Consider the following 19,168-nt stretch of genomic DNA (forward strand, 5'->3'; position numbering starts at 1 on the left):
GAAATGCTGCTCCTGGTGGCTCTGCCGCCAATAAGAGAGGCGGAGCCTCAAAGACGAGCATTCTCAGTCTCCGACTGGGAACGAGGCAATCTAAAAGCTAGTTATAGACTTACTTTTACGTTAAGTTGACACAAATGCGCCCCGCTCCTGACTACTGAATTCTGTTGGATAAGTCGGAAATCGTTTAGCTCATCAATGATTAAGTAGGGCTACAGCTTTTGCAACAACTCCTGAGTTAACTGAAAGAATGCTTTTGAACCTGCTGATTGGGGAGCATTTAAAACAGCTGGCATAAAACTATCAACAGCTTTAGCAACATTGACATCAACTGGTATTTGTACTTTACAAATTTTTTCTACACCAAAATCTTCAACAACGCGGTGCATTACCTGTTTGTAGTATCTACCAGTGAGCAGGTTAGCACTGGACATACTAAATACGATTCCCAGCATTTTTATATTTATCTTGGTTTCATGTCCGTGACTATCTTTTAATTGGGCAATTCGTCTTTCTAGCAGTTGAATACCCACTACAGATAATGGTTCTGGTTTAGCAGGAAGTATGTAGAAATCACTGGCAGCTAAAGCGCTACGAGTCAATAGATTATAGCCAGGGGCACAATCGAGCAGGATAAAATCATATTCTTGACGTACTGGTTTTAAGATATTATTGATCAAAACCCTTTCAAAGCGATTCCAAATCGTTTCAAAGTCTTGTTCGCCCAAAGCAGTTGCTTGCTTATGCAGCATTTCTGAAACAACAAATTCATCATATAAATCGATGTCTCCTGGTAATAAATCCAGTCCGGGAAGATTACAAACCGGGGATTGAATGATATCCTGAATTGTGAGTTTTGCTTGTGGATCTGGATTGATAACTTCGTCTATCAGATATCTAAATGTCTTGCTTTGTTTACGGCGCTTGGCAAAATCTAAAGGCGACATCAAACTGAGTGTGGCGCTAATTTGGCTATCTAAATCAAGGACAAGCACCCGCTTGCCATGATTTTTAGCTAAACAGGTAGCTAAATTGACGGTGAGAGTGGTTTTACCAACGCCACCTTTCATATTTGCAGTAGCAATTACATATCCCATTGATTGAGTCCTCTATTGACGCATTCCCGCTGGTCTATCAAGAAATAGTTGAGGGGTGTGGATTGTTTGTAGTTTGCGCTAAAGTGCAAACTACGAACCTATCAAATTAAACTTGACAGACTACTAGGTAGCGTACACCCTTCCTGATATCTTAAATCTTCCATTAAATTTAATATTTTCGGAAATTTCAAAGAGTTGTTTCAGCGATATTTACTCGATTGAGGCAGCAAGATGTAGTGGGTTCTTTACCTGGAATCGAGCTAACAGAATCCTTTGGCTTAATGCCGTAATAGCGATCGCACTCATCAAAGTAATTATAGAGGTATTGACAAATACAGTAGCCATAAATCAATTGTGAGAAAATAATAGTGTTGCGAATGTAACTAAGTATTGGGTGCAAAATGTGGATGCATTTGCTAATTGAATTGAACGAAGCGGATTGATAATTTCGTGAAATCAAAGGCGCATTTACACACAAACTTATAAGGTAATTAAAATGACTTACGATTCTGAAGATGTAGAACAAATCCTGCAAAAAGCACTCACTCGTAAAGACAAAGGTGAATTTTCACGAGAACAGCTTTTAGAAATGGCATCTGAGTTAGGTATTTCTTCTAAGACGTTGGAAGCAACTGAACAAAAATGGTTGGCTCAACAAGAAGAGGAACGTTTACGACACAGATTTAATACTTTCCGACGCAGAGCCTTTGGGACACACGTTGTTTCTTTCCTCGCGGTGAATTTATTCCTCATTCTCTTAAACTTAATCACTAGTCCTAGTTATTTTTGGGCTATTTTTCCAGTATTAGGATGGGGATTAGGACTATTTTTTCATTGGTGGAGTGTTTATCAGAGCAAATCAGAGGATTACGAGATCGCTTTTCAGAAATGGCGTACACAAATTTAACTTCTCTTTTAAGGATAAATCCTGATATTCAGCGATCGCTCCAAATTTGTGCCTCCTTCTAGATAAAATCTTCCCATGAACTACTCACACTCACCCTTTGCGGTGAATGTGAGCTTTGTAATTTATGGCAATCACCTCTGACATCGCCAAAATAGATAAATTTGGACAACTTTAAACTTGAGGAGTTGTATAATCACGACCTTCGATCCTTATCCTTGTGCTTGCCAATTTGCCAAAATAGAGCTGTAGGCTAGAATAACCACGCTTTAAGAAGCTTGATTGCCTACACTCAGGAGCAAGGGGCGACTGGTTAATAAGTTAAGAGGAAGGGAGTATGGACAACAACAACTGGTTACAACAGCTAATGATGGTCGGTCTTGGCACAACGTCTATAGTCGCAGAAAAACTGCGGCAAGTCAGCGATGATTTAGTTAAAGACGGTAAGCTCAATCCTGAGCAAGCCAAGGCAGTAATAGATGATATTGCCCAGCAGTTAAAGTCGGAACAGGGAAATTTCGATATCCAAATGCAGCGGCAAATGCGAAATATGATGCAGGATTTGGGGGTGGCTCGCCAGTCGGAAGTGGACGAACTGCGGGGTAGAATTGACCGTTTAGAGCGTCAATTGCGCGATTTAGAAAATAAGCTTTGGCGTTAAAACGCCCTTTCTGATTTAAACTAATTGTGTCCTGTTGGTAATGTTTTTGCCAGGATACTTAAGTAAGGAGAACTGATTTTGAAACCAATTTTCCTCAGCGTGGCGTTCATGCTGGTGTGTGTTGTGCTTTTATTTGTGGGGCAAGTAGGCAGTAAACAGAGTACTGCCATTGCTGCTGAGTTAACCCAAACTCCGCCAGTATCCACAGCTGTAACTGAAAACAATATCTTAATTGCGAGTAATACTATGTCAGATGCTAATGCTGTAACTACCCCCTCTGGATTAAAGTACGTCGATTTAAAAGAGGGGACTGGGGCGACTCCTAAACCTGGACAAACGGTTGAAGTTCACTATGTCGGCACTCTAGAAGATGGTACTCAGTTTGATAGTTCACGCGATCGCGGCCAACCGTTCAGCTTTAAAATTGGCGTTGGACAGGTAATCAAAGGTTGGGACGAAGGAGTTAGCACTATTAAAGTCGGCGGTCGTCGTAAGTTAATCATCCCATCTGAATTAGGCTATGGCGCTCGTGGTGCTGGTGGCGTGATTCCGCCCAATGCAACTCTAATTTTTGATGTGGAATTGCTGGGAGTAAAATAGCGACTAGGAACTGGGGATTGGGTACTGGGGACAAGGGAGAATTATGAAAAGAAGTTTTCATTCTCTGTGTTCTCAATGCCCAGTAACCTATCAAATAAATTAAGTATTTTAGAGTACGGATAGGGCAGAAGTACAGCTAGAAAACATAAGAAAAGTATCTATAACTTTGATCGGATTGCCGCGACTATACCAACAATCTAAAGGTCAAACTGATACGTCCAAATGTTTCTGGTTGCTTAAGAATTCCATGCTTCCAGTATTGCTGTGTCTTCTGAGGCATAAAAAGTAGATAACCACTTTTGAGTAAGTAACTATGTTCAATGCTTTTATCTTGTTTATTCTGAAATGTAATGATTCTTTCAGCTCCTAACGAAATAATAGAGATCCCAGTATCGTCCATTAGTTCATCAATTGAGTCAGAGTGAAATCCCATTGTTGAGTTACCATTTGTGTAGTAATTGACTAAACAATTGTTTGGTCGAAACCCAAAGTCTTTTTCAAGCCTATCAATAATAGGAAGTAACTCATTCAGCATTGGAGATGAATCGTAAGAAATGTTTGAGTAGTTATATGGTGAACCAAAACTAGCTGTTTTTCGTGCCCGTATACGCTCATCCCAGTTAATTATGGATATAAGACTATCAAATAGAGAATGACTATTTGGTAAAAATACATCATTAATGAGTAAATCAGGCTCATTCATTGCTCAAATAATTACTTAGGCTGGCTAAATTTTTAAATTTTGAAACTTTGTAAATTGTGGATTGAACAAAAGTTTCGCTGTACCCGTAGGCCCATTGCGGTGTTTAGCTATAATAACTTCTGCAATGCCGCGATCGGGAGTATCGGGAGAGTAATATTCATCGCGGTACAACATGATTACTAAATCCGCGTCTTGTTCAATTGAATTGTGAACAATAATATTATTTGCAACAAAATTATGCAAACCAGGAACGGTGAGGTCAAAAACTTCTTCCTCGCCGCTATATTGGATTGAAACTATTTCATCCCAATAAACATCACTTTTGGCAAGAGCGATCAGTTTAGATGATTTAACAACGTTGCCGACTTTTAAAGCTCTTTCTCGACTTAAATTTACTTTATAAAGGGTAGAGCCACAATAGGATGTTCCAATGGAGGAATGTAATAGCCGTGTGGTCAAGCCAACAGATTGCATTGCAGGTACAACCTGTGTTTTCCAAACATCTTTGGGAATTATATCTCTGTTAGTGTTATGAATACACTTTTCAAGGTGTTCAGCAATTTTTTCTAATGAACTTAGCTTATATTCTCCTACTGCTCCAACGTTTTGAATGAATAACTCAAGGTCAGGCTTGCCAGTGATTGTTACATGATATTGGTTTCTACCCTTGCCAACTTGAGGAACTGTTCTTAGTGTTGCATTAATACCAAGCCTTAATAAAAGTGTCTGTACATCAAAAGCTAGTCTCTCACTACTGCTTGCATAAAATGCAATAGGTCTTGGCTTTTTTCCTGCAATTAAGTTGATACAACCATCTGTACTCCAAAGGTGTCTTAGAAAGCAACCTATTAACTCTTGGGGTTGTGAGAACAATTCTTGAGGTACAAATTTTTCATAAGACCTTAAACCAAAAACACCGAGAGAGTCTAGCCATTTGGCTATTGGATTTCTTACACGATGAGTTAGATTCTGTGCTGCGGATAAGTAAACTTGATACCACCCACGTTCAGGTGAAATTCTAGGAACAATTGAATATCCAAAAACTTCTGTTGCCAAGAAAGCAACATTCTGAGCTAAATCTATCTCTCTGGTAGTGTACTGTATGGTATGACGTGGCAATGTACAACCGTCACCAATTAAATGCCCTAATAATGCAACTTCCGCATAAGTCATGGTCTTTTTACCAAAACTAGAGAGATGTCTTGGTAAACATAGATGTTGTTTAGGAGTTAATTCATCAAGTCTTTTCCAGCCATTAATTGTTAAAAACTTGTGATTACCTGTGGCACGTATTTTGCGGCCCAATCGAGTTGTTAAAGTAAACAGAGGCTTTACACCGGTGGAAAAAGCATTGCTAACAATTGCTTTTTCTAGCTGCATTGTAGCTTCGTTCAACGCCCAAACTGCAAAACCAGATTTACCTGCTAATTCCTTAATTGGTACTTGCAATCCTGTATCTGCTAATGTCACCAGACTATCGCCTGCTAAACAACCAGATTCTCTCAAATCAGATAACATCGGGCGTTTATTAGTACGCGCTTCCACCCCGCGACTCAACTGAGATAAAGCAATAACTGGTACAGATAATTCACGCGCTAAACCTTTGAGTTGACGCGTAATTTTTGATAATTCTTGTACGCGATTATCGCCTGCTCCTTCCATCAATTGCAGGTAATCTATTACAATTAATCCTAATTCAGTTCCTATTTCAGCTTGCAGTCTTCTTGACTGACTACGCATTTGTGTGACTGTAATATTCGGCGTGTCGTCAATATAAATTGGCATCTCGGAGAGGATACCAATAGCACGGCTTAAAGGTTCCCATTGTGTTTGACTTAGGCGGCCAGTTCGCAGATAACTACTTTCAATTTGCGCTTCGCTAGCTAATAGACGTTGCGTCAGTTGCTCTTTAGACATTTCCAAGCTGAAAAAAGCAACTGGTAATTTATAAGAAGCGGCAATATTATGAGCTAGGTTTAAGCAAAATGCTGTTTTTCCCATTGATGGCCTGCCAGCGATAATAATCAAATCAGAACGCTGAAAGCCGCTAGTCATAGCATCTAAATCGTAAAATCCGCAGGGAATTCCAGGTAAAGCGATGCCTTGATTTCTATCTTCAATATCCTGAAAATTATTAATTAAAGTATCAGAAATGTGAACTAAACCCGATTGCGGACGCTCTTGAGTAACGCCGAAAACTTTCTGTTCTGCCTGATCTAAAACCTGTGGTAACTCGGTTTCTGTCTCGTAACCAAGATGTACAATTTCATTGCCAGCTTTAATTAACTGTCGCCGCAGATATTTTTCCATCACCAACCCTGCTAAGGCGTCGATGTTAACGGCTGACACTGTACGGTCTACCAGAGTTGCTAATTTATTTCTGCCACCAATGCGGACTAGCATTTCATTGTCGGTTAGCCAACTGGTAACTGAGAGTAAGTCTGTGGGTTTACCTTGGGTGTGGAGCCTCACAGCTGCCTGATAAATATCTTTGTGAGCGCTAATGTAAAAAGCTTCGGGAAGGAGGCGATCGCTAACTCGACTAATCGCTTCTGGATCTAGCAAAATACCACCCAAAATCGCTTCTTCCGCTTCTATATTTTGGGGCGGGAGGCGTAGTTTACCGCCGTAGGCATCGCTACCATCGCCTTGAAAACTCCGTTCTTCAGCCATAAACGATTTTAGTTTTGATATTTTGCTAGAGACGCGATTAATCGCGTCTGTACAGGAGTTAGGAGTTATTATCCACTTTTACTTCCCTTGCTCCCTCATCGCTCTCCTAAGTTAGCTAGCCACGACTTGAATATTGACTTGCGCCGCTACTTCCGAATGCAGCTTGATTTCGGCTTGATAAGTACCAAGGTGATTGATATCGGGGATGGTAATTCCACGCCGATCGATTTCTTGACCGGTGGCTGCCTTAATTGCATCTACAACATCTTGGGTGGTGATAGTACCGAAAATTGCTTCGTTTTCACCAACTGGCTTGGCAATTGTCAAGCTGCCAACTTTTTCTAAAGATTCTTTTTGTTCAAGAGCTTGTTGTCTGAGTTCTAATTGCCGTTGACGTTCTTGCTCGCGACGGCGTTCTACTTGCTTGAGAATACCAGGGGTGGCATTGGTTGCCAATTTCTGGGGAATCAGATAGTTACGAGCGTAGCCAGGAGCTACTTCTACTAAGTCGCCAGATTTGCCCAGCTTGCTGATATCCTGATTTAAAACTAACTGCACACGTTTCGCCATCGTTTTTCGTTTTTCCTGTAAAATCTGATTAATTTGGGTTTGGGCAGCATAGCTCACAATCTCAGTGCTGTATTCCAAGCTTTTTGGCCTAATTCCCTAAAGCTTACAGATCGTAGCGAAAGAAAGGGTGCGATCGCAACTATTAGCGCTAGAAAGTTGGAGGAGCAGGGGAGCAGGGGAGAAAAATCAATACCCCATGCCCAATACCTAAAAGTTATTTTTCATTTCCCGTATCCGCGCAAAGGTTTGCACTCCATCGCTACCCTTAACGGTTGATTGTAATGATGGTTGATCCCAACGTAAAAAGGGATTGGTTCGCTTCTCCACTCCCAGCTGCGACGGTATGGTAGCTTCTCCTCGACTACGGTAAGCCTTTACTTCATTGAAGCGTTTTTGTAAGTCGGCATTGTCGCCATCTACAGTTAGGGCAAATTGCAGATTATTTAAGGTGTATTCGTGGGCACACCAAATATATGTATCATCAGGGAGAGAACGTAGTTTGCTTAAAGAGTCCACCATTTGGGTTGGTGTTCCTTCAAACAAGCGACCGCAACCACCAGAAAATAAGGTGTCTCCGCAAAATAAATCGCCTGTCTCACCAACGTTTTCGGGGGGAAAGTAGTAAGCGATGTGAGCGCGGGTATGTCCGGGGACGAAGATAACTTCACCTATGCGGTCTGCAAACTGGACGCGATCGCTTTGTTGCAAAAACACCTGCTGTCCAGGAATTCTCCCACGATCTTCGGCTCCTCCGTAAACTATCAGTTGGGGAAATTCTTCTATTAATTGCTTGTTACCACCCACATGATCGTTATGGTGGTGGGTGTTGAAAATTGCTACCAACTCAGCTTTTAATTCTGCCAGTTTTTTTAATACTGGTTGAGATTCTGCTGGATCGACAACGGCGGCAATATTTTGTTTGCGATCGTGTAATAAAAATATGTAGTTGTCTGAGAGTGCTTCCAGACGGATTATCTGCATTACCTCTGTCTCCCTTACAACATAGATGTTTGGTATCGGTAACAATCCTAAGTCTCAGCAATTAATCAGTGTACTTGTATAAAGCTTATTAAGCATTTATATTTGCTTTCGTACTAATCTAATGCTTCATCAATAGTTATTATAGTATACAACCGTGTTTATACGGCAAACATAGCAGAATAAAGTATAAGGTGTCTAAATTTATCAGTGAATTTTCTCTGGGAAAAACCGCAAATACAAAGTTAGATTTATTTTGTTATTTTCTGTTCTCAAGATACCAAAAATCTATCTAATCATAGGGAATATTTTTTCATCTGTTAGGTCTGATAGAATTTAAATTTTATGTATAGATATTTATATATTAAATATTCAGTAAATCTGAGCATAGTTTATTTTTAGAGGTTTTATATATGTTAGTAATATCTGCAAAGTCTGGACAACTAGGCAACAGGTTATTGTTATCTGCTAATTTTATGGCATTTGCGAGTGAAAATAACTTTACAGTTATCAATCCAGCATTTGAAGAGTATGCTGATTTTTTTAGATCGACATATCAAGATTTTTTATGTTGCTATCCTTCTAGACCATTTTCAATTGCCGGAAACAAATGGCTCCGCAAATACTACTATAATATCAATCGTTATTTGGCGGAAAGTGGACGTTTTAACACAATTAATATTAAGCGTGATTACCCTTTTAACTGGAGCAATTCAACAAGCATTACAAAAGAGTTGAAATCACAGAATATAAGCTTTTTTCAAGGATGGATGTTTCGCGATGGATGGTTTATAGACGATATATCAAACCTACAGAAACATGGAGAAAAAATTCGTGCTTACTTTCAACCTTTAAAAAAGTATCAATTAAATGTAGAAAAGCTCATATCTAATATTCGTAGCCAGGCGGATATAATAATTGGAGTCCATATCCGTCATGGAGATTATCAGCAACATCAAAATGGTAGATTTTTTTATTTAATTGAAGACTATTTGAAGGTGATAGAATCAGCAAAGATATTATTTTCTAACAAAAAAGTGATATTTTTAATTTGCTCAAACCAAAGGCAAAATGACGATTTTTTTCAACATTTATCTTATGTTTATGGCAATAATCATATAATTGAGGATATGTATTCCTTAGCTAAATGTGATTATATTATTGGCCCTCCTAGTAGTTATAGTATGTGGGCATCATTTTATGGTGAGCGACCTCTCTATATGATTAGAGACGTAAATAAAATGTTAGAACTCAAAGATTTTGTTCACTTTTATCAATGGCAAGGAGTTTTCCACTATAACGAAGACTGGAGTAAAAGTTTCTGGGAATGGACACATTAAATTAGATTGAAGGACTAGGATTAAAAGTAACAATTATTTAGCTTATTTATGAAAAAAGAAACCAGAGGATTTATTACTATTTTAACCGGACTTTACTCTTTTCAAGATTGCATTCATTTTTTAGCCGCAATTAGAAAGTTTCATCAAGAGCCAATCATTATTTTAATTGACCAAGTTCCAGTAGTTCTCTATCCGTTACTAAAGGCTTTCAAAAATGTAATTTTAAAGCCGTCCCCTACAAATGAAAATACTGTTTTAGCATCTAGGCAAGCCAAACTGGCTTTATATGCAGCATCGGAGTTTGATAAAACGATTTACCTCGATTCAGATATTTGCTTACTTTCTGATATCAACGATGTATTTGAGTATTTAAATGAATATGATTTTCTGTTAACTGAAGATGTGCAACCTTCTATTCTAAAAGCTACAAATTTACTACGTGGAAAGCAAGAAGACCTTTTACCGAATGTTTTGCCGATTTTGCAATCTGTAGGGTTACCATTACAAGCAGATAGTGTCCAGTATAATGGCGGTTTTATGGCTTTTCGTAAAACAGAAGTAACCAAGATATTCTTTGAAGAATTTCAACGTTATTTTGAGATTGTCAAAAACAATCAAGATAAATTGCTTCTAAAAGATCAAGGGGCTTTTGCATCTGCGATCGCATCTGTACAACCCCATAAAAAAATACTACCACCTACCTATAATTATCTCAGTAAGTGGGAAGAGGATTATGATATTCAAGATAAAATTAAAGTTCTTCATTGTACTTATCCTTATCGACCCCAGTATGCTAAAAATATTACTCGTTCCTTATATACAAGGATTTTTGACAGATTCGCTCAAGTATTTTTACCGAATCAAGTTACAAATCCTTGGCGCACTAAATAAAAATAAGTATAAAAATCGTGAAAAAATTTTTCAAGATATCGCTGTTAGTTTCAGATTTATCAAGTGCAGCTATTTTGCGTGCATACTTGATAGCAACAGCCCTCAGAACTTTAGAATATGAAGTTGAAATTATGGGGTTTTTATTTGGAAATAACTTATATCGAAATTTACCATCGGAATTAAAAGTTTATAATTTGCCAGGCAAAAATTTCCCAGAGTTTTTTGGAGAAATTAGTAAATTTTTACCAAATATTAATGGAGATATAGTTTATGCTATCAAACCACAAATAGCGAGTTTTGGAGTAGCTCTACTAAACAAAATATTTAGCAGAAAACCATTAATTCTAGACATAGATGATTGGGAACTCAGTTGGTATGGTGGCGATGACTGGCATTATAGTCCCACACCTAAAAAATTAGCCAGGGAATTATTGAAACCAGACGGCGCACTCAGGAATCCTTATCATCCTTTGTATGTGAAATGGATGGAAGGTTTAGTAAGTCATGCTGATGCTGTGACGGTGCATACTGAATTTTTGCAGCAGCGTTTTGGCGGTACATTTGTTCCTAATGGTAAAGATATTTCTCTATTCGATCCCACTCGATATGATGCTGAGTCCAGCAGAAATCGTTATGGTTTATCTGAATATCGTATTTTAATGTTTCCTGGTGCGCCAAGACCCTACAAAGGTCTAGAAGATATTCTTATGGCATTGGATAAAATTAATCAACCAGACTTAAGACTAGTGATTGTAGGTGGTAGTCCCTATGATGATTACGATCGACAACTCCAACAAAAGTGGGGACGCTGGATTATTAAATTACCAAAGTATCCAGCTGATGTTATGCCTGATTTAGTAGCAGCAGCTCATATTGTAGTCGTTCCCCAGCGAAACACCCCAGAAACTCGCGCTCAATTTCCCTTAAAGTTGACAGATGGAATGGCAATGGCTAAACCTGTATTATCAACGCGTGTTGGAGATATTCCTAAAATTTTAGGTGATACTGGTTATTTAGTCGAACCTGCTTCTCCTGAACAACTTGCTGAACAAATTCAATTGATTTTTCAGAATTTAGAGTCAGCAAACCAGCAAGGTATCAAGGCAAGAGAAAGGTGTGTGAAACACTATAGCATAGAAGCGATGGCTTCCACCCTCAAGTTAGTAATTTCTCGGTTATGAATCTTGATTTGGGATTAGGAATCCAACCAAATCTTAATCATATTTTCTTTCCCAGTACCCAGTCCCGTATTTCTTTGATGATTAGCTTTATTTGGCAAGTAATTTTGTGAATAATATTAATAAGTAAAAGTGTCATAAAAATATCCAATGTCTACCAGAAAACTACTACTAAGATTCGCTAAACCATATCCAGGGTTGATTTTCCTAACAATATTGTTAGGATTTTCTGGAGCTTTATTTAATGGGATCAGCACAGCTTTAATTGTGCCAGTGGTTTTAAAAATTGTGGGGCAACAAATAGATTTAAGTGCGGCTCCCCCAATTCTGAAAAAGATTATGTCTCCCTTTGATAATACTCCAGAGGCTTACCGAGTAGGAGTAATGGCTGGAGCGATTATTTTCACAATTATTTTAAAGAACTTAGCTAATTATGCCAGTTCATTAGCATCAAGCTCTTTAAGCCGAAAGCTGACATCAGATATGCGCGAAAATGGCTTAAGGCTATTACTAGATGTTGATATAGATTATTATGCCAAGACAAAGGTTGGTGATTTAATCAACCGTCTTGGTGGAGAAGTTGGCCGGGCTGCTGGTGCTATCAGTAGTACGGTCAAACTAGTTATTGTGGGAATTACAATTTTAGTTTTTGTTGGTTTATTACTGTCAATATCTTGGCAGTTGACAATTGTTGCGACACTTTTGCTATCGTTAGTGACGTTAATAAATCAATATGCGATTTCTCGGTCTAAAACTTTTGGGAAGCAGCTCAGTGAGATGTCTAGAGCATACTCAATCTCTATACTAGAAACCCTGAATGGAATTAGACTGGTAAAGGCAACGGGAAATGAAGAAAAAGAATATCAACGGATTAAAAAATTAATTCGCGATCGCGAAATAGCAGATTTCAAATCTCAGGTTAATTCGGAAGCGATTACACCCCTAAGTGAGGTGATGGGTATTACAGCTATACTGCTGATTGTACTTTTGAGTAAAACCTTCTTTGCTAACCAAGTTTCTTCTCTTTCTACCGTACTTCTGACATATTTATTAGTGCTGCTGCGAGTACTACCATTGATTTCTCAGTTAAATACGATTCGCAGCAACTTTGCCAGTAGCGCCGCTAGTGTGGATGCTGCTAACGAGTTTTTAAGCTTGCATGATAAGCCATTCATGGGCAAAGGTAAGCTTCCCTATACAAAATTAAAAGAAGGGGTGTCTTTTAATTCTCTTTGCTTTGCCTACCCTGGTCATGAGAAGTTGGTACTCAAAGATGTGAATTTATATTTACCGCATGGTACGACCTTAGCATTAGTAGGTGGTTCTGGTGCTGGTAAATCGACTTTAGCCGACCTTTTGCCCAGATTCTACGATCCGATCGCTGGCAGTATTAGCATTGACGGCATCGATTTGCGGGAGTTCGATCTTGTATCCCTGCGAAAGCGGATGGGAATTGTCAGTCAAGATACCTTTCTTTTTAATGATTCGGTGCGAAATAACATCGCTTATGGGCAAGCAGAGGCTAGTGATGATGAAATTCTGATAGCAGCCAAGCGGGCTAATGCTTATGAGTTTATTAGCAAATTGCCTCAGGAATTTGAAACCTTAATTGGCGATCGCGGCGTCATGTTATCTGGTGGACAAAGGCAAAGATTAGCGATCGCCCGCGCCCTCCTACAAAATCCCGAAATTCTTATTTTAGATGAAGCCACTAGCGCTTTAGATACGGTTTCCGAACGCTTAGTACAGGCTGCACTCGACGATCTAAGTCGCGATCGCACCACCCTAGTAATTGCTCACCGCCTTTCCACAGTCCAAAAAGCTCATCAAATAGCCGTACTAGATCAAGGACAGGTAGTAGAGATCGGAACCCATGAAGAACTTTTACACAAGGGTGGCTACTACTCACGTTTGTACTCAATGCAATTTGCAGAACGTCCTGAAACTGCTGCCAAACACAATCAAAGCTTGCTCCGTATCTCTCACGAAATTCGGACGCAGATGAACTCGATGATTGGGTTCCTACGTTTATTACTTGATGATTTAGTAGACGATTCCCAAGAACGGCACGAATTAATTGAAGACTCTTATAAATCAGCCTTGAGAATTCTCAACACCATTGATGTTTTTGAGGATGTTATTAACTTGCAAATCCGGGGGCAAATGCTCTCAATTTCTGATCAAAATCAAAATGTTATCAGTAAGCATTATCAAGTTTTTAATCAAATCTCCGTTGAGTTTCGGACTTCTCTTAACATCATACTTAGCTCTCTCCGCTCTCTAGCTGATAATTTGACATACACAACAGAAGAACAAAATGGATTAATTGCTGAAAGTTATGAATCTGCTATATATCTACTCGATGATTTAGGAAAATTTGAGGATAGTATTAATGTTTGAAATTCTGAAGAATCCTAATTTAAAAAAACACTATATTTTTTTCATCGGTGAAGAGTTGCCGCAGCCAGAGGCTCATCTAGTACAGTCTACAAATGCAGCTAACGCCGCCGCCAACTTGGGATACTCAACAGTTTTGGTGTACCCAGATAAAGGATCAAAAGCAATTAACCTAGTTAATCTAGCTCGTCCTTTTCAACCGAGACAAACACCCATAGAACTTATTAAGTATTACAATCTTCATGACAAATTAAAAGTTGCTCCCTTACCGATGCCTTGGCCAATTGACCATTTTCGGAGCAAATTTACTGACTCTAACACCATTGCCAGCAAGTATTATTTACCGTTTCACATACTTCCAACTACTAAACTTGTCCATAGTCGCAACTGGAACTTTGTCAAAGCTGCCATCAAAAATGGCGTTCCCGCAATTTACGAACATCACCACCACGAAGACAAGCCATTTGAGCTAGAAATTGTTACAAATCCGCTGTTACAAATTGCTGTCACAGTTGTAGACACCATCCGCGAAAGTATGATTAAAAATGGGATGCCACCAGAAAAAGTGATTAAGCTACACAACGGTTTTAATCGCTTATTTATGGAGAGACAACCGGAAAAAGCGGCAGAATGGCGTCAAAAACTCTTGCAAAACGACAGCCAAAAGTTGGTAGTTTATGCGGGAGCGCTACAACAATTTAAAGGGATTGATGTCCTAATTGATGTAGCTAAAGAAATGCCTAATGTGCAATTTGCCTGTGCAGGTGGTAAGCCAACAGAAGTTGAATATTATCAGCAATTGGTAAAAGAAAAGCAGGTTAATAATATTAAATTTTTGGGATATATTTTGCATCATGAGTTAGCATCTTTGCTACAAGCAGCCGATGTTTTAGCTCATCCCCATTGTTCGGGAAAAGCGGCAAGTTTTACATCTCCTTTAAAGCTGTTTGACTACTTCGCCTCTGGAACCCCCATTGTTTCGACGGAGATTCCATCATTAGTTGAGTTTCAAGATACCCAAGCGATCGCCGCTTGGTGTGAACCAGATAACCCCAGCAAATTTACCGAAAGTCTGAAGCGGGTTTTAGAAACTCATCCCAGAAAAATAGAGGGTTATCCAGATAGTATCGAGTTTGTCAAGCAGTTTTCTTGGGAAAATCGAGCGGCAAAAATTCTTAGTTATGTTGATAAATCTCTACTTCCCCATTTATCGCATAAGGAAGAATAAAGGAGGTTAAATAAAATAACTAATGACTAATAACTAAAATGACTATTACAACTGTTGGAATGATTAGCAGCTATCGAGGTTTAGAAACTAGAGCCGATTGGCTATGGCAACAAACCCCGCATCAATTTGGAACTTGGGGCAATATACAAATGCAAGCACTAGCAGAAAAACCAGATTTTCTGCTAATGTATCAATTTGATTTTCCCCAAGCATCGCCACAAAAATCTTGGTTAGATAGTTTTCGCAAACGCCAGCAAAAATCAGCAGTTAATGTTGATTCTCTACTGCGTGGTGTGAATAAAGAGCGGATTATTTATTTACTACGAGAACCGCCTTTAGATGAAATTGTAGAAGTAACTAATTATAATTATCAGCAATCACAAAAATATTGCGGTTACATTTCTGGCCCCGATGATTTTGCTCCCACCCCCAACTATATGCCTGCTATTTGGTATCACTCAAATTCATTTCAAGATTTGAATGAAATGCCACCGCCTCAAAAGGTTGCTCCATGTAGTTGGATTACTTCAGGAATTAACCGCACTGCTAAACATCGTGAGCGTTTAGACTTTTTGCAGTCACTACAATCTAGTGGTATTAAGTTTGATTTGTATGGGCGGAACTTACCAGGATGGGCGAATAAATCGGGAGAGCTAGGTAACAAATGGTATGGCATGGCACCATACTATTACAATCTGGCAATTGAAAACTATGCTGATAATAATTGGTATGTAAGTGAGAAACTTTGGGATAGTTTGCTTGCTTGGTGTTTGCCAATTTATTATGGCGGCCCGGCAGCTGATAAATTATTGCCACCGGGTAGTTTTTTAAGATTGCCCAGTTTAGACGAAAAAGGCATTGCTTACATCAAAGAAGTGACCGCTACACCTGATGCTTGGCATGCTGCCAAAGATGCGATCGCAGAAGCACGTCAAATTATCTTACACAAATTAAACCTGCTTAACTGGTTGTCAAACTTTGTCGATCAACACTCATAAATTATGAATGGTATTTGTACCCTTGGCAATGATTATGTTTTCGATCAACTGGTAGCTTTGCTCAACAGTATTGATGTTATTTTGGGGACGGAAACTCCTGTTTGTATCTATCCTTTCGACGATCAGACACAGCGAATTGCTGATGAAATAGCTAAACGCCCTAATGTATTTCTTTACGATAATCAAGAATCAATCAACCACTGGGATCAATTTATGCTCTCAGCAGCACCAGAACGATTGAATCGGAGTAAATCACGGTTGTATGGCGCTCACCGTCGTTTTTGTGCATTTGATGGGCCATTCGATAAGTTTATTTATTTGGATGCAGACACCTTAGTGATGAACTCTCTCGCGGCGGTGTTTGAAAAGCTAGATACTTATGATTTTGTTGTCTACGATTTCCAGTTTAAAGACGTTAGCAAAATATATAATGTTACTTCTCCAAAATTACTAGAAACTTTTGAGCAAAAACGGATCGATTCCGAAATATTTTGCTCAGGTTTCTATGGCGCAAAACGGGGAATATTTAACTCACAACAAAGAGATTTACTGATATCTTATTTAAAAAATGGGGAGGCAGAAATTTTGTATGGCGGTGCTGGTGAACAACCACTACTCAACTACATGGTAATGAGGTCTAATCTTGCTATTTATAACTTTGCTCGCCAACTACTAGATAATGAAAAGACGGGATGTTCTGCCACATCTAAGCACTTTGAAGAACGAGAACACCTTCTTTATGACAAAGGTAATCGACTAACCTACCTTCATTATATTGGTATTCCTCCTAATATTAATCAAGCAGTCTGCGCTGGAGAAAATATTGATTTTCCCTATCGGGATTTATTTCTCTATTATCGTTACCTACATGAGCCAGAGAAGCGTCCAGTATTTATAAATCCTCCTAGAAGTTATAATGACGCTCCAGTAACAAATTTACTTACAAGAGCTTTGCGAAAACTTAAGTTAATTAATCAAGGATAATTATGAGTAGGGGCATTTATATAGTTGCCAATGATCGAGTTATTGATAATGCTATTGCTTTACTTAATAGCATTCGTTGCTATGACCAAGAAGTTACCGTTTATCTCATACCTTTTAATGACAATTATCACAAAGTAGCAGAACAACTTGCTACCTTACACAACGTCCAAATTTTTCCAGATTTAGAACTTATTGATACATTTACCAAACGCATCGGAGAAATTTTTGATCGCGATTTCCTTGCCTTACCAAACAAAATGCGTAAATTGGTGGCGTGGTTTGGGCCTTTAGATGAATTTATTTATATTGATACGGATATTGTCGTTTTTGAAAAAATCGCCGACAATTTAGACAAACTTTCAGAAGTCGATTTCTTCTGTTGTGATTACCATCATGCTAATGACAAGCTGCGAAATATCTTTTCCCCATTTGTGAAAGAGCAGCAAATTTTTTCCGATGCCCAACTTCAAGATGTCTTCAACAGCGGTTTTTGGGCTTCGAGAAAAGGAATTATTACCGAACAACAGATGGATGAAACTTTGCGCGAGTGTGCAACGCATCGCGAATATTTTGATTTTTCTGAAGGAGTTACAGACCAACCAATTTTAAATTATCTTGTTCTCAAACTAATTGCCAAACGTGGAAATCTCGTCAAAATTCCTGGGGGAGGCCCTGGTAGTTGGGCAGGTTCGCAAAATTTCCAACAGCGAGAATATGCTCTTTATGACCGAGGACAACGATTAAAATATCTCCATTGGGCTGGTACACGGATGAAAACTGGAAGTCCTTATTGGCAATTATGGGAACACTATCGCTATCTCCACGAGGGTAAATTCGCTTTCATCCCCAAACTGACTCGCCGTTTATTTCCCTTTGTTGTTGCCCGCACTTAATATTTAGGAGTATCCCAATGATTGATGGCATTTACATCTTAGCCAATGATGTTGTTTATGACCAATTGATTGCGTTGCTCAACAGTATAGAAGCTAATGCTGGTAGGAAAATTCCTATTTGTATACTTCCATATAATAATCGGTTAGACAAGGTAAAAGCAGAGATTGTATCTAGAGATAATATCACTTTGTTTGAAGATGCTGATTCCATCGCTTATTGGGATAACTTTGCTACTCAAATATGGAAAAATTATCCTAGAGCGCAAAAAACTTGGCGAGAGTGGGGCTTTCCAGAACTCTATGAGTTACCAATGCACCGGAAATTTTGTGCTGTGGATGGCCCCTTTGATAGATTTATTTATTTTGATGCAGATACCTTGTTAATGGGGCCCGTAGATTATGTATATGAAAAATTAGATAATTACGATTGGGTAGTCAATGATTTTCAGTATAAGTCTGATTTGAAATTTATTTTTGATGGTTCACCAGAGCTTATGCAGCAAGTTTTCAAATCAGATAATTTGCAATCTAAAGTATTTTGTGCTGGTTGGTTTGCCACTAAGAAAAATATTTTTTCTGCAACTGTCAGAGCCGAATTAATTGAAAAGTTAACAGCGGGTGAAGCTGATGTCATGGCTTTTTTAGCGCCTGACCAATCTTTATTTAACTACATGGTATTGAGAAGTGGAATTTCCTATTATAACTTTGCTTTTTATGACTGCGAACAGGCAACTGGTAATCACTGGAGTTCTCAATTTGATGTGGTAGATAATATCCTCTATGACCAAGGGCGCAGATTGACCTACTTACACTATATGAGTGTATCTTCTTCAGCTTTTGTGCGGCTTTGTGGGGGGGAAGATGTAGATATTCCTTACCGTGATATTTTCTTATATTATCGCTATTTTAAATCACCTGAGAAACGTCCTCAAAGTTTTACCCGCCCAAGCCAGATAACGCTTTTGCAAAAGTCTACTAGTAGTTTTCTTCAACAAAGAGTGAACAATATGAAATTAAAGTATCGTAACTTCAAAGATAGAATTAATGGTTACTAGTAACGTACCAAAGATATGCCT

At 38.7% G+C, this 19,168-nt stretch carries 18 protein-coding genes; 12 read left to right on the forward strand and 6 right to left on the reverse strand.

The genetic code is table 11. The features are described 5' to 3' along the window. Positions 1–209: 209 nt before the first annotated feature. Both V7L31_RS02970 and V7L31_RS02975 read right to left on the reverse strand, forming a co-directional pair. Entirely contained in the window at positions 210–1,094 is an 885-nt protein-coding gene (locus V7L31_RS02970; protein WP_292854619.1) for a ParA family protein, read from the reverse strand. Between the two features lie 210 nt (positions 1,095–1,304). Then, entirely contained in the window at positions 1,305–1,439 is a 135-nt protein-coding gene (locus tag V7L31_RS02975) for a hypothetical protein (RefSeq protein ID WP_334694871.1), read from the reverse strand. A gap of 151 nt (positions 1,440–1,590) precedes the next feature. Here V7L31_RS02975 and V7L31_RS02980 point away from each other — a divergent pair, with 151 nt between their 5' ends. The 3 genes from V7L31_RS02980 to V7L31_RS02990 all read left to right on the forward strand — a co-directional run bounded on the left by V7L31_RS02980 (position 1,591) and on the right by V7L31_RS02990 (position 3,259). Further along, on the forward strand, positions 1,591–2,001 hold the full coding sequence (locus tag V7L31_RS02980; protein ID WP_334694872.1) for a 2TM domain-containing protein: 411 nt from the start codon (positions 1,591–1,593) through the stop codon (positions 1,999–2,001). A 334-nt stretch (positions 2,002–2,335) separates the two neighbouring features. Then, entirely contained in the window at positions 2,336–2,659 is a 324-nt protein-coding gene (locus tag V7L31_RS02985) for a phasin family protein (protein ID WP_179066815.1), read from the forward strand. Positions 2,660–2,737: 78 nt separating this feature from the next. Then, complete coding sequence (locus V7L31_RS02990) at positions 2,738–3,259, forward strand: FKBP-type peptidyl-prolyl cis-trans isomerase (protein ID WP_334694873.1); 522 nt, start codon at positions 2,738–2,740, stop codon at positions 3,257–3,259. A gap of 184 nt (positions 3,260–3,443) precedes the next feature. Here V7L31_RS02990 and V7L31_RS02995 read toward each other — a convergent pair whose 3' ends face one another. From V7L31_RS02995 to gloB, 4 genes are all read right to left on the reverse strand, one after another. Further along, positions 3,444–3,962 (reverse strand): alpha-ketoglutarate-dependent dioxygenase AlkB, encoded by a 519-nt coding sequence (locus tag V7L31_RS02995; RefSeq protein ID WP_334694874.1) that lies wholly within the window; start codon positions 3,960–3,962, stop codon positions 3,444–3,446. A 24-nt stretch (positions 3,963–3,986) separates the two neighbouring features. Continuing rightward, a complete protein-coding gene (locus V7L31_RS03000; RefSeq protein ID WP_334694875.1) occupies positions 3,987–6,635 on the reverse strand; it encodes a replicative DNA helicase in 2,649 nt (882 codons plus the stop codon). 111 nt (positions 6,636–6,746) lie between these two features. Beyond that, positions 6,747–7,205 carry a 50S ribosomal protein L9 gene (gene rplI / locus V7L31_RS03005; protein ID WP_196529173.1) on the reverse strand — a complete coding sequence of 153 codons (459 nt, stop codon included), beginning with the start codon at positions 7,203–7,205 and terminating at the stop codon, positions 6,747–6,749. 207 nt (positions 7,206–7,412) lie between these two features. Further along, positions 7,413–8,186 (reverse strand): hydroxyacylglutathione hydrolase, encoded by a 774-nt coding sequence (gene gloB, locus V7L31_RS03010; protein ID WP_334694876.1) that lies wholly within the window; start codon positions 8,184–8,186, stop codon positions 7,413–7,415. A gap of 410 nt (positions 8,187–8,596) precedes the next feature. Between gloB and V7L31_RS03015 the strand changes: the two genes are divergently transcribed. The 9 genes from V7L31_RS03015 to V7L31_RS03055 all read left to right on the forward strand — a co-directional run bounded on the left by V7L31_RS03015 (position 8,597) and on the right by V7L31_RS03055 (position 19,147). After that, positions 8,597–9,523: an alpha-1,2-fucosyltransferase gene (locus tag V7L31_RS03015; RefSeq protein WP_334694877.1), complete on the forward strand. Its 927-nt coding sequence runs from the start codon at positions 8,597–8,599 to the stop codon at positions 9,521–9,523. Positions 9,524–9,571: 48 nt separating this feature from the next. Beyond that, positions 9,572–10,414 (forward strand): putative nucleotide-diphospho-sugar transferase, encoded by an 843-nt coding sequence (locus V7L31_RS03020; protein ID WP_334694878.1) that lies wholly within the window; start codon positions 9,572–9,574, stop codon positions 10,412–10,414. 17 nt (positions 10,415–10,431) lie between these two features. Continuing rightward, a complete protein-coding gene (locus V7L31_RS03025; RefSeq protein WP_334694879.1) occupies positions 10,432–11,595 on the forward strand; it encodes a glycosyltransferase family 4 protein in 1,164 nt (387 codons plus the stop codon). Between the two features lie 147 nt (positions 11,596–11,742). Next, positions 11,743–13,992 carry an ABC transporter ATP-binding protein gene (locus V7L31_RS03030; RefSeq protein WP_334694880.1) on the forward strand — a complete coding sequence of 750 codons (2,250 nt, stop codon included), beginning with the start codon at positions 11,743–11,745 and terminating at the stop codon, positions 13,990–13,992. Further along, positions 13,985–15,217 carry a glycosyltransferase gene (locus V7L31_RS03035; RefSeq protein ID WP_334694881.1) on the forward strand — a complete coding sequence of 411 codons (1,233 nt, stop codon included), beginning with the start codon at positions 13,985–13,987 and terminating at the stop codon, positions 15,215–15,217. The genes V7L31_RS03030 and V7L31_RS03035 overlap by 8 nt, the downstream gene beginning before the upstream one ends. A 38-nt stretch (positions 15,218–15,255) precedes the next feature. Further along, positions 15,256–16,215 carry a glycosyltransferase family 10 domain-containing protein gene (locus tag V7L31_RS03040; RefSeq protein WP_334694882.1) on the forward strand — a complete coding sequence of 320 codons (960 nt, stop codon included), beginning with the start codon at positions 15,256–15,258 and terminating at the stop codon, positions 16,213–16,215. 3 nt (positions 16,216–16,218) lie between these two features. Further along, positions 16,219–17,199 carry an Npun_R2821/Npun_R2822 family protein gene (locus tag V7L31_RS03045; RefSeq protein WP_334694883.1) on the forward strand — a complete coding sequence of 327 codons (981 nt, stop codon included), beginning with the start codon at positions 16,219–16,221 and terminating at the stop codon, positions 17,197–17,199. Between the two features lie 2 nt (positions 17,200–17,201). Further along, positions 17,202–18,092 carry an Npun_R2821/Npun_R2822 family protein gene (locus tag V7L31_RS03050; RefSeq protein ID WP_334694884.1) on the forward strand — a complete coding sequence of 297 codons (891 nt, stop codon included), beginning with the start codon at positions 17,202–17,204 and terminating at the stop codon, positions 18,090–18,092. Between the two features lie 17 nt (positions 18,093–18,109). Continuing rightward, positions 18,110–19,147, forward strand: coding sequence for an Npun_R2821/Npun_R2822 family protein (locus V7L31_RS03055; protein ID WP_334694885.1), 1,038 nt, complete (start codon positions 18,110–18,112; stop codon positions 19,145–19,147). Positions 19,148–19,168 lie beyond the last annotated feature (21 nt).

Origin of the sequence: Nostoc sp. (assembly GCF_036916655.1) — a bacterium.
Classification (GTDB): domain Bacteria; phylum Cyanobacteriota; class Cyanobacteriia; order Cyanobacteriales; family Nostocaceae; genus Nostoc.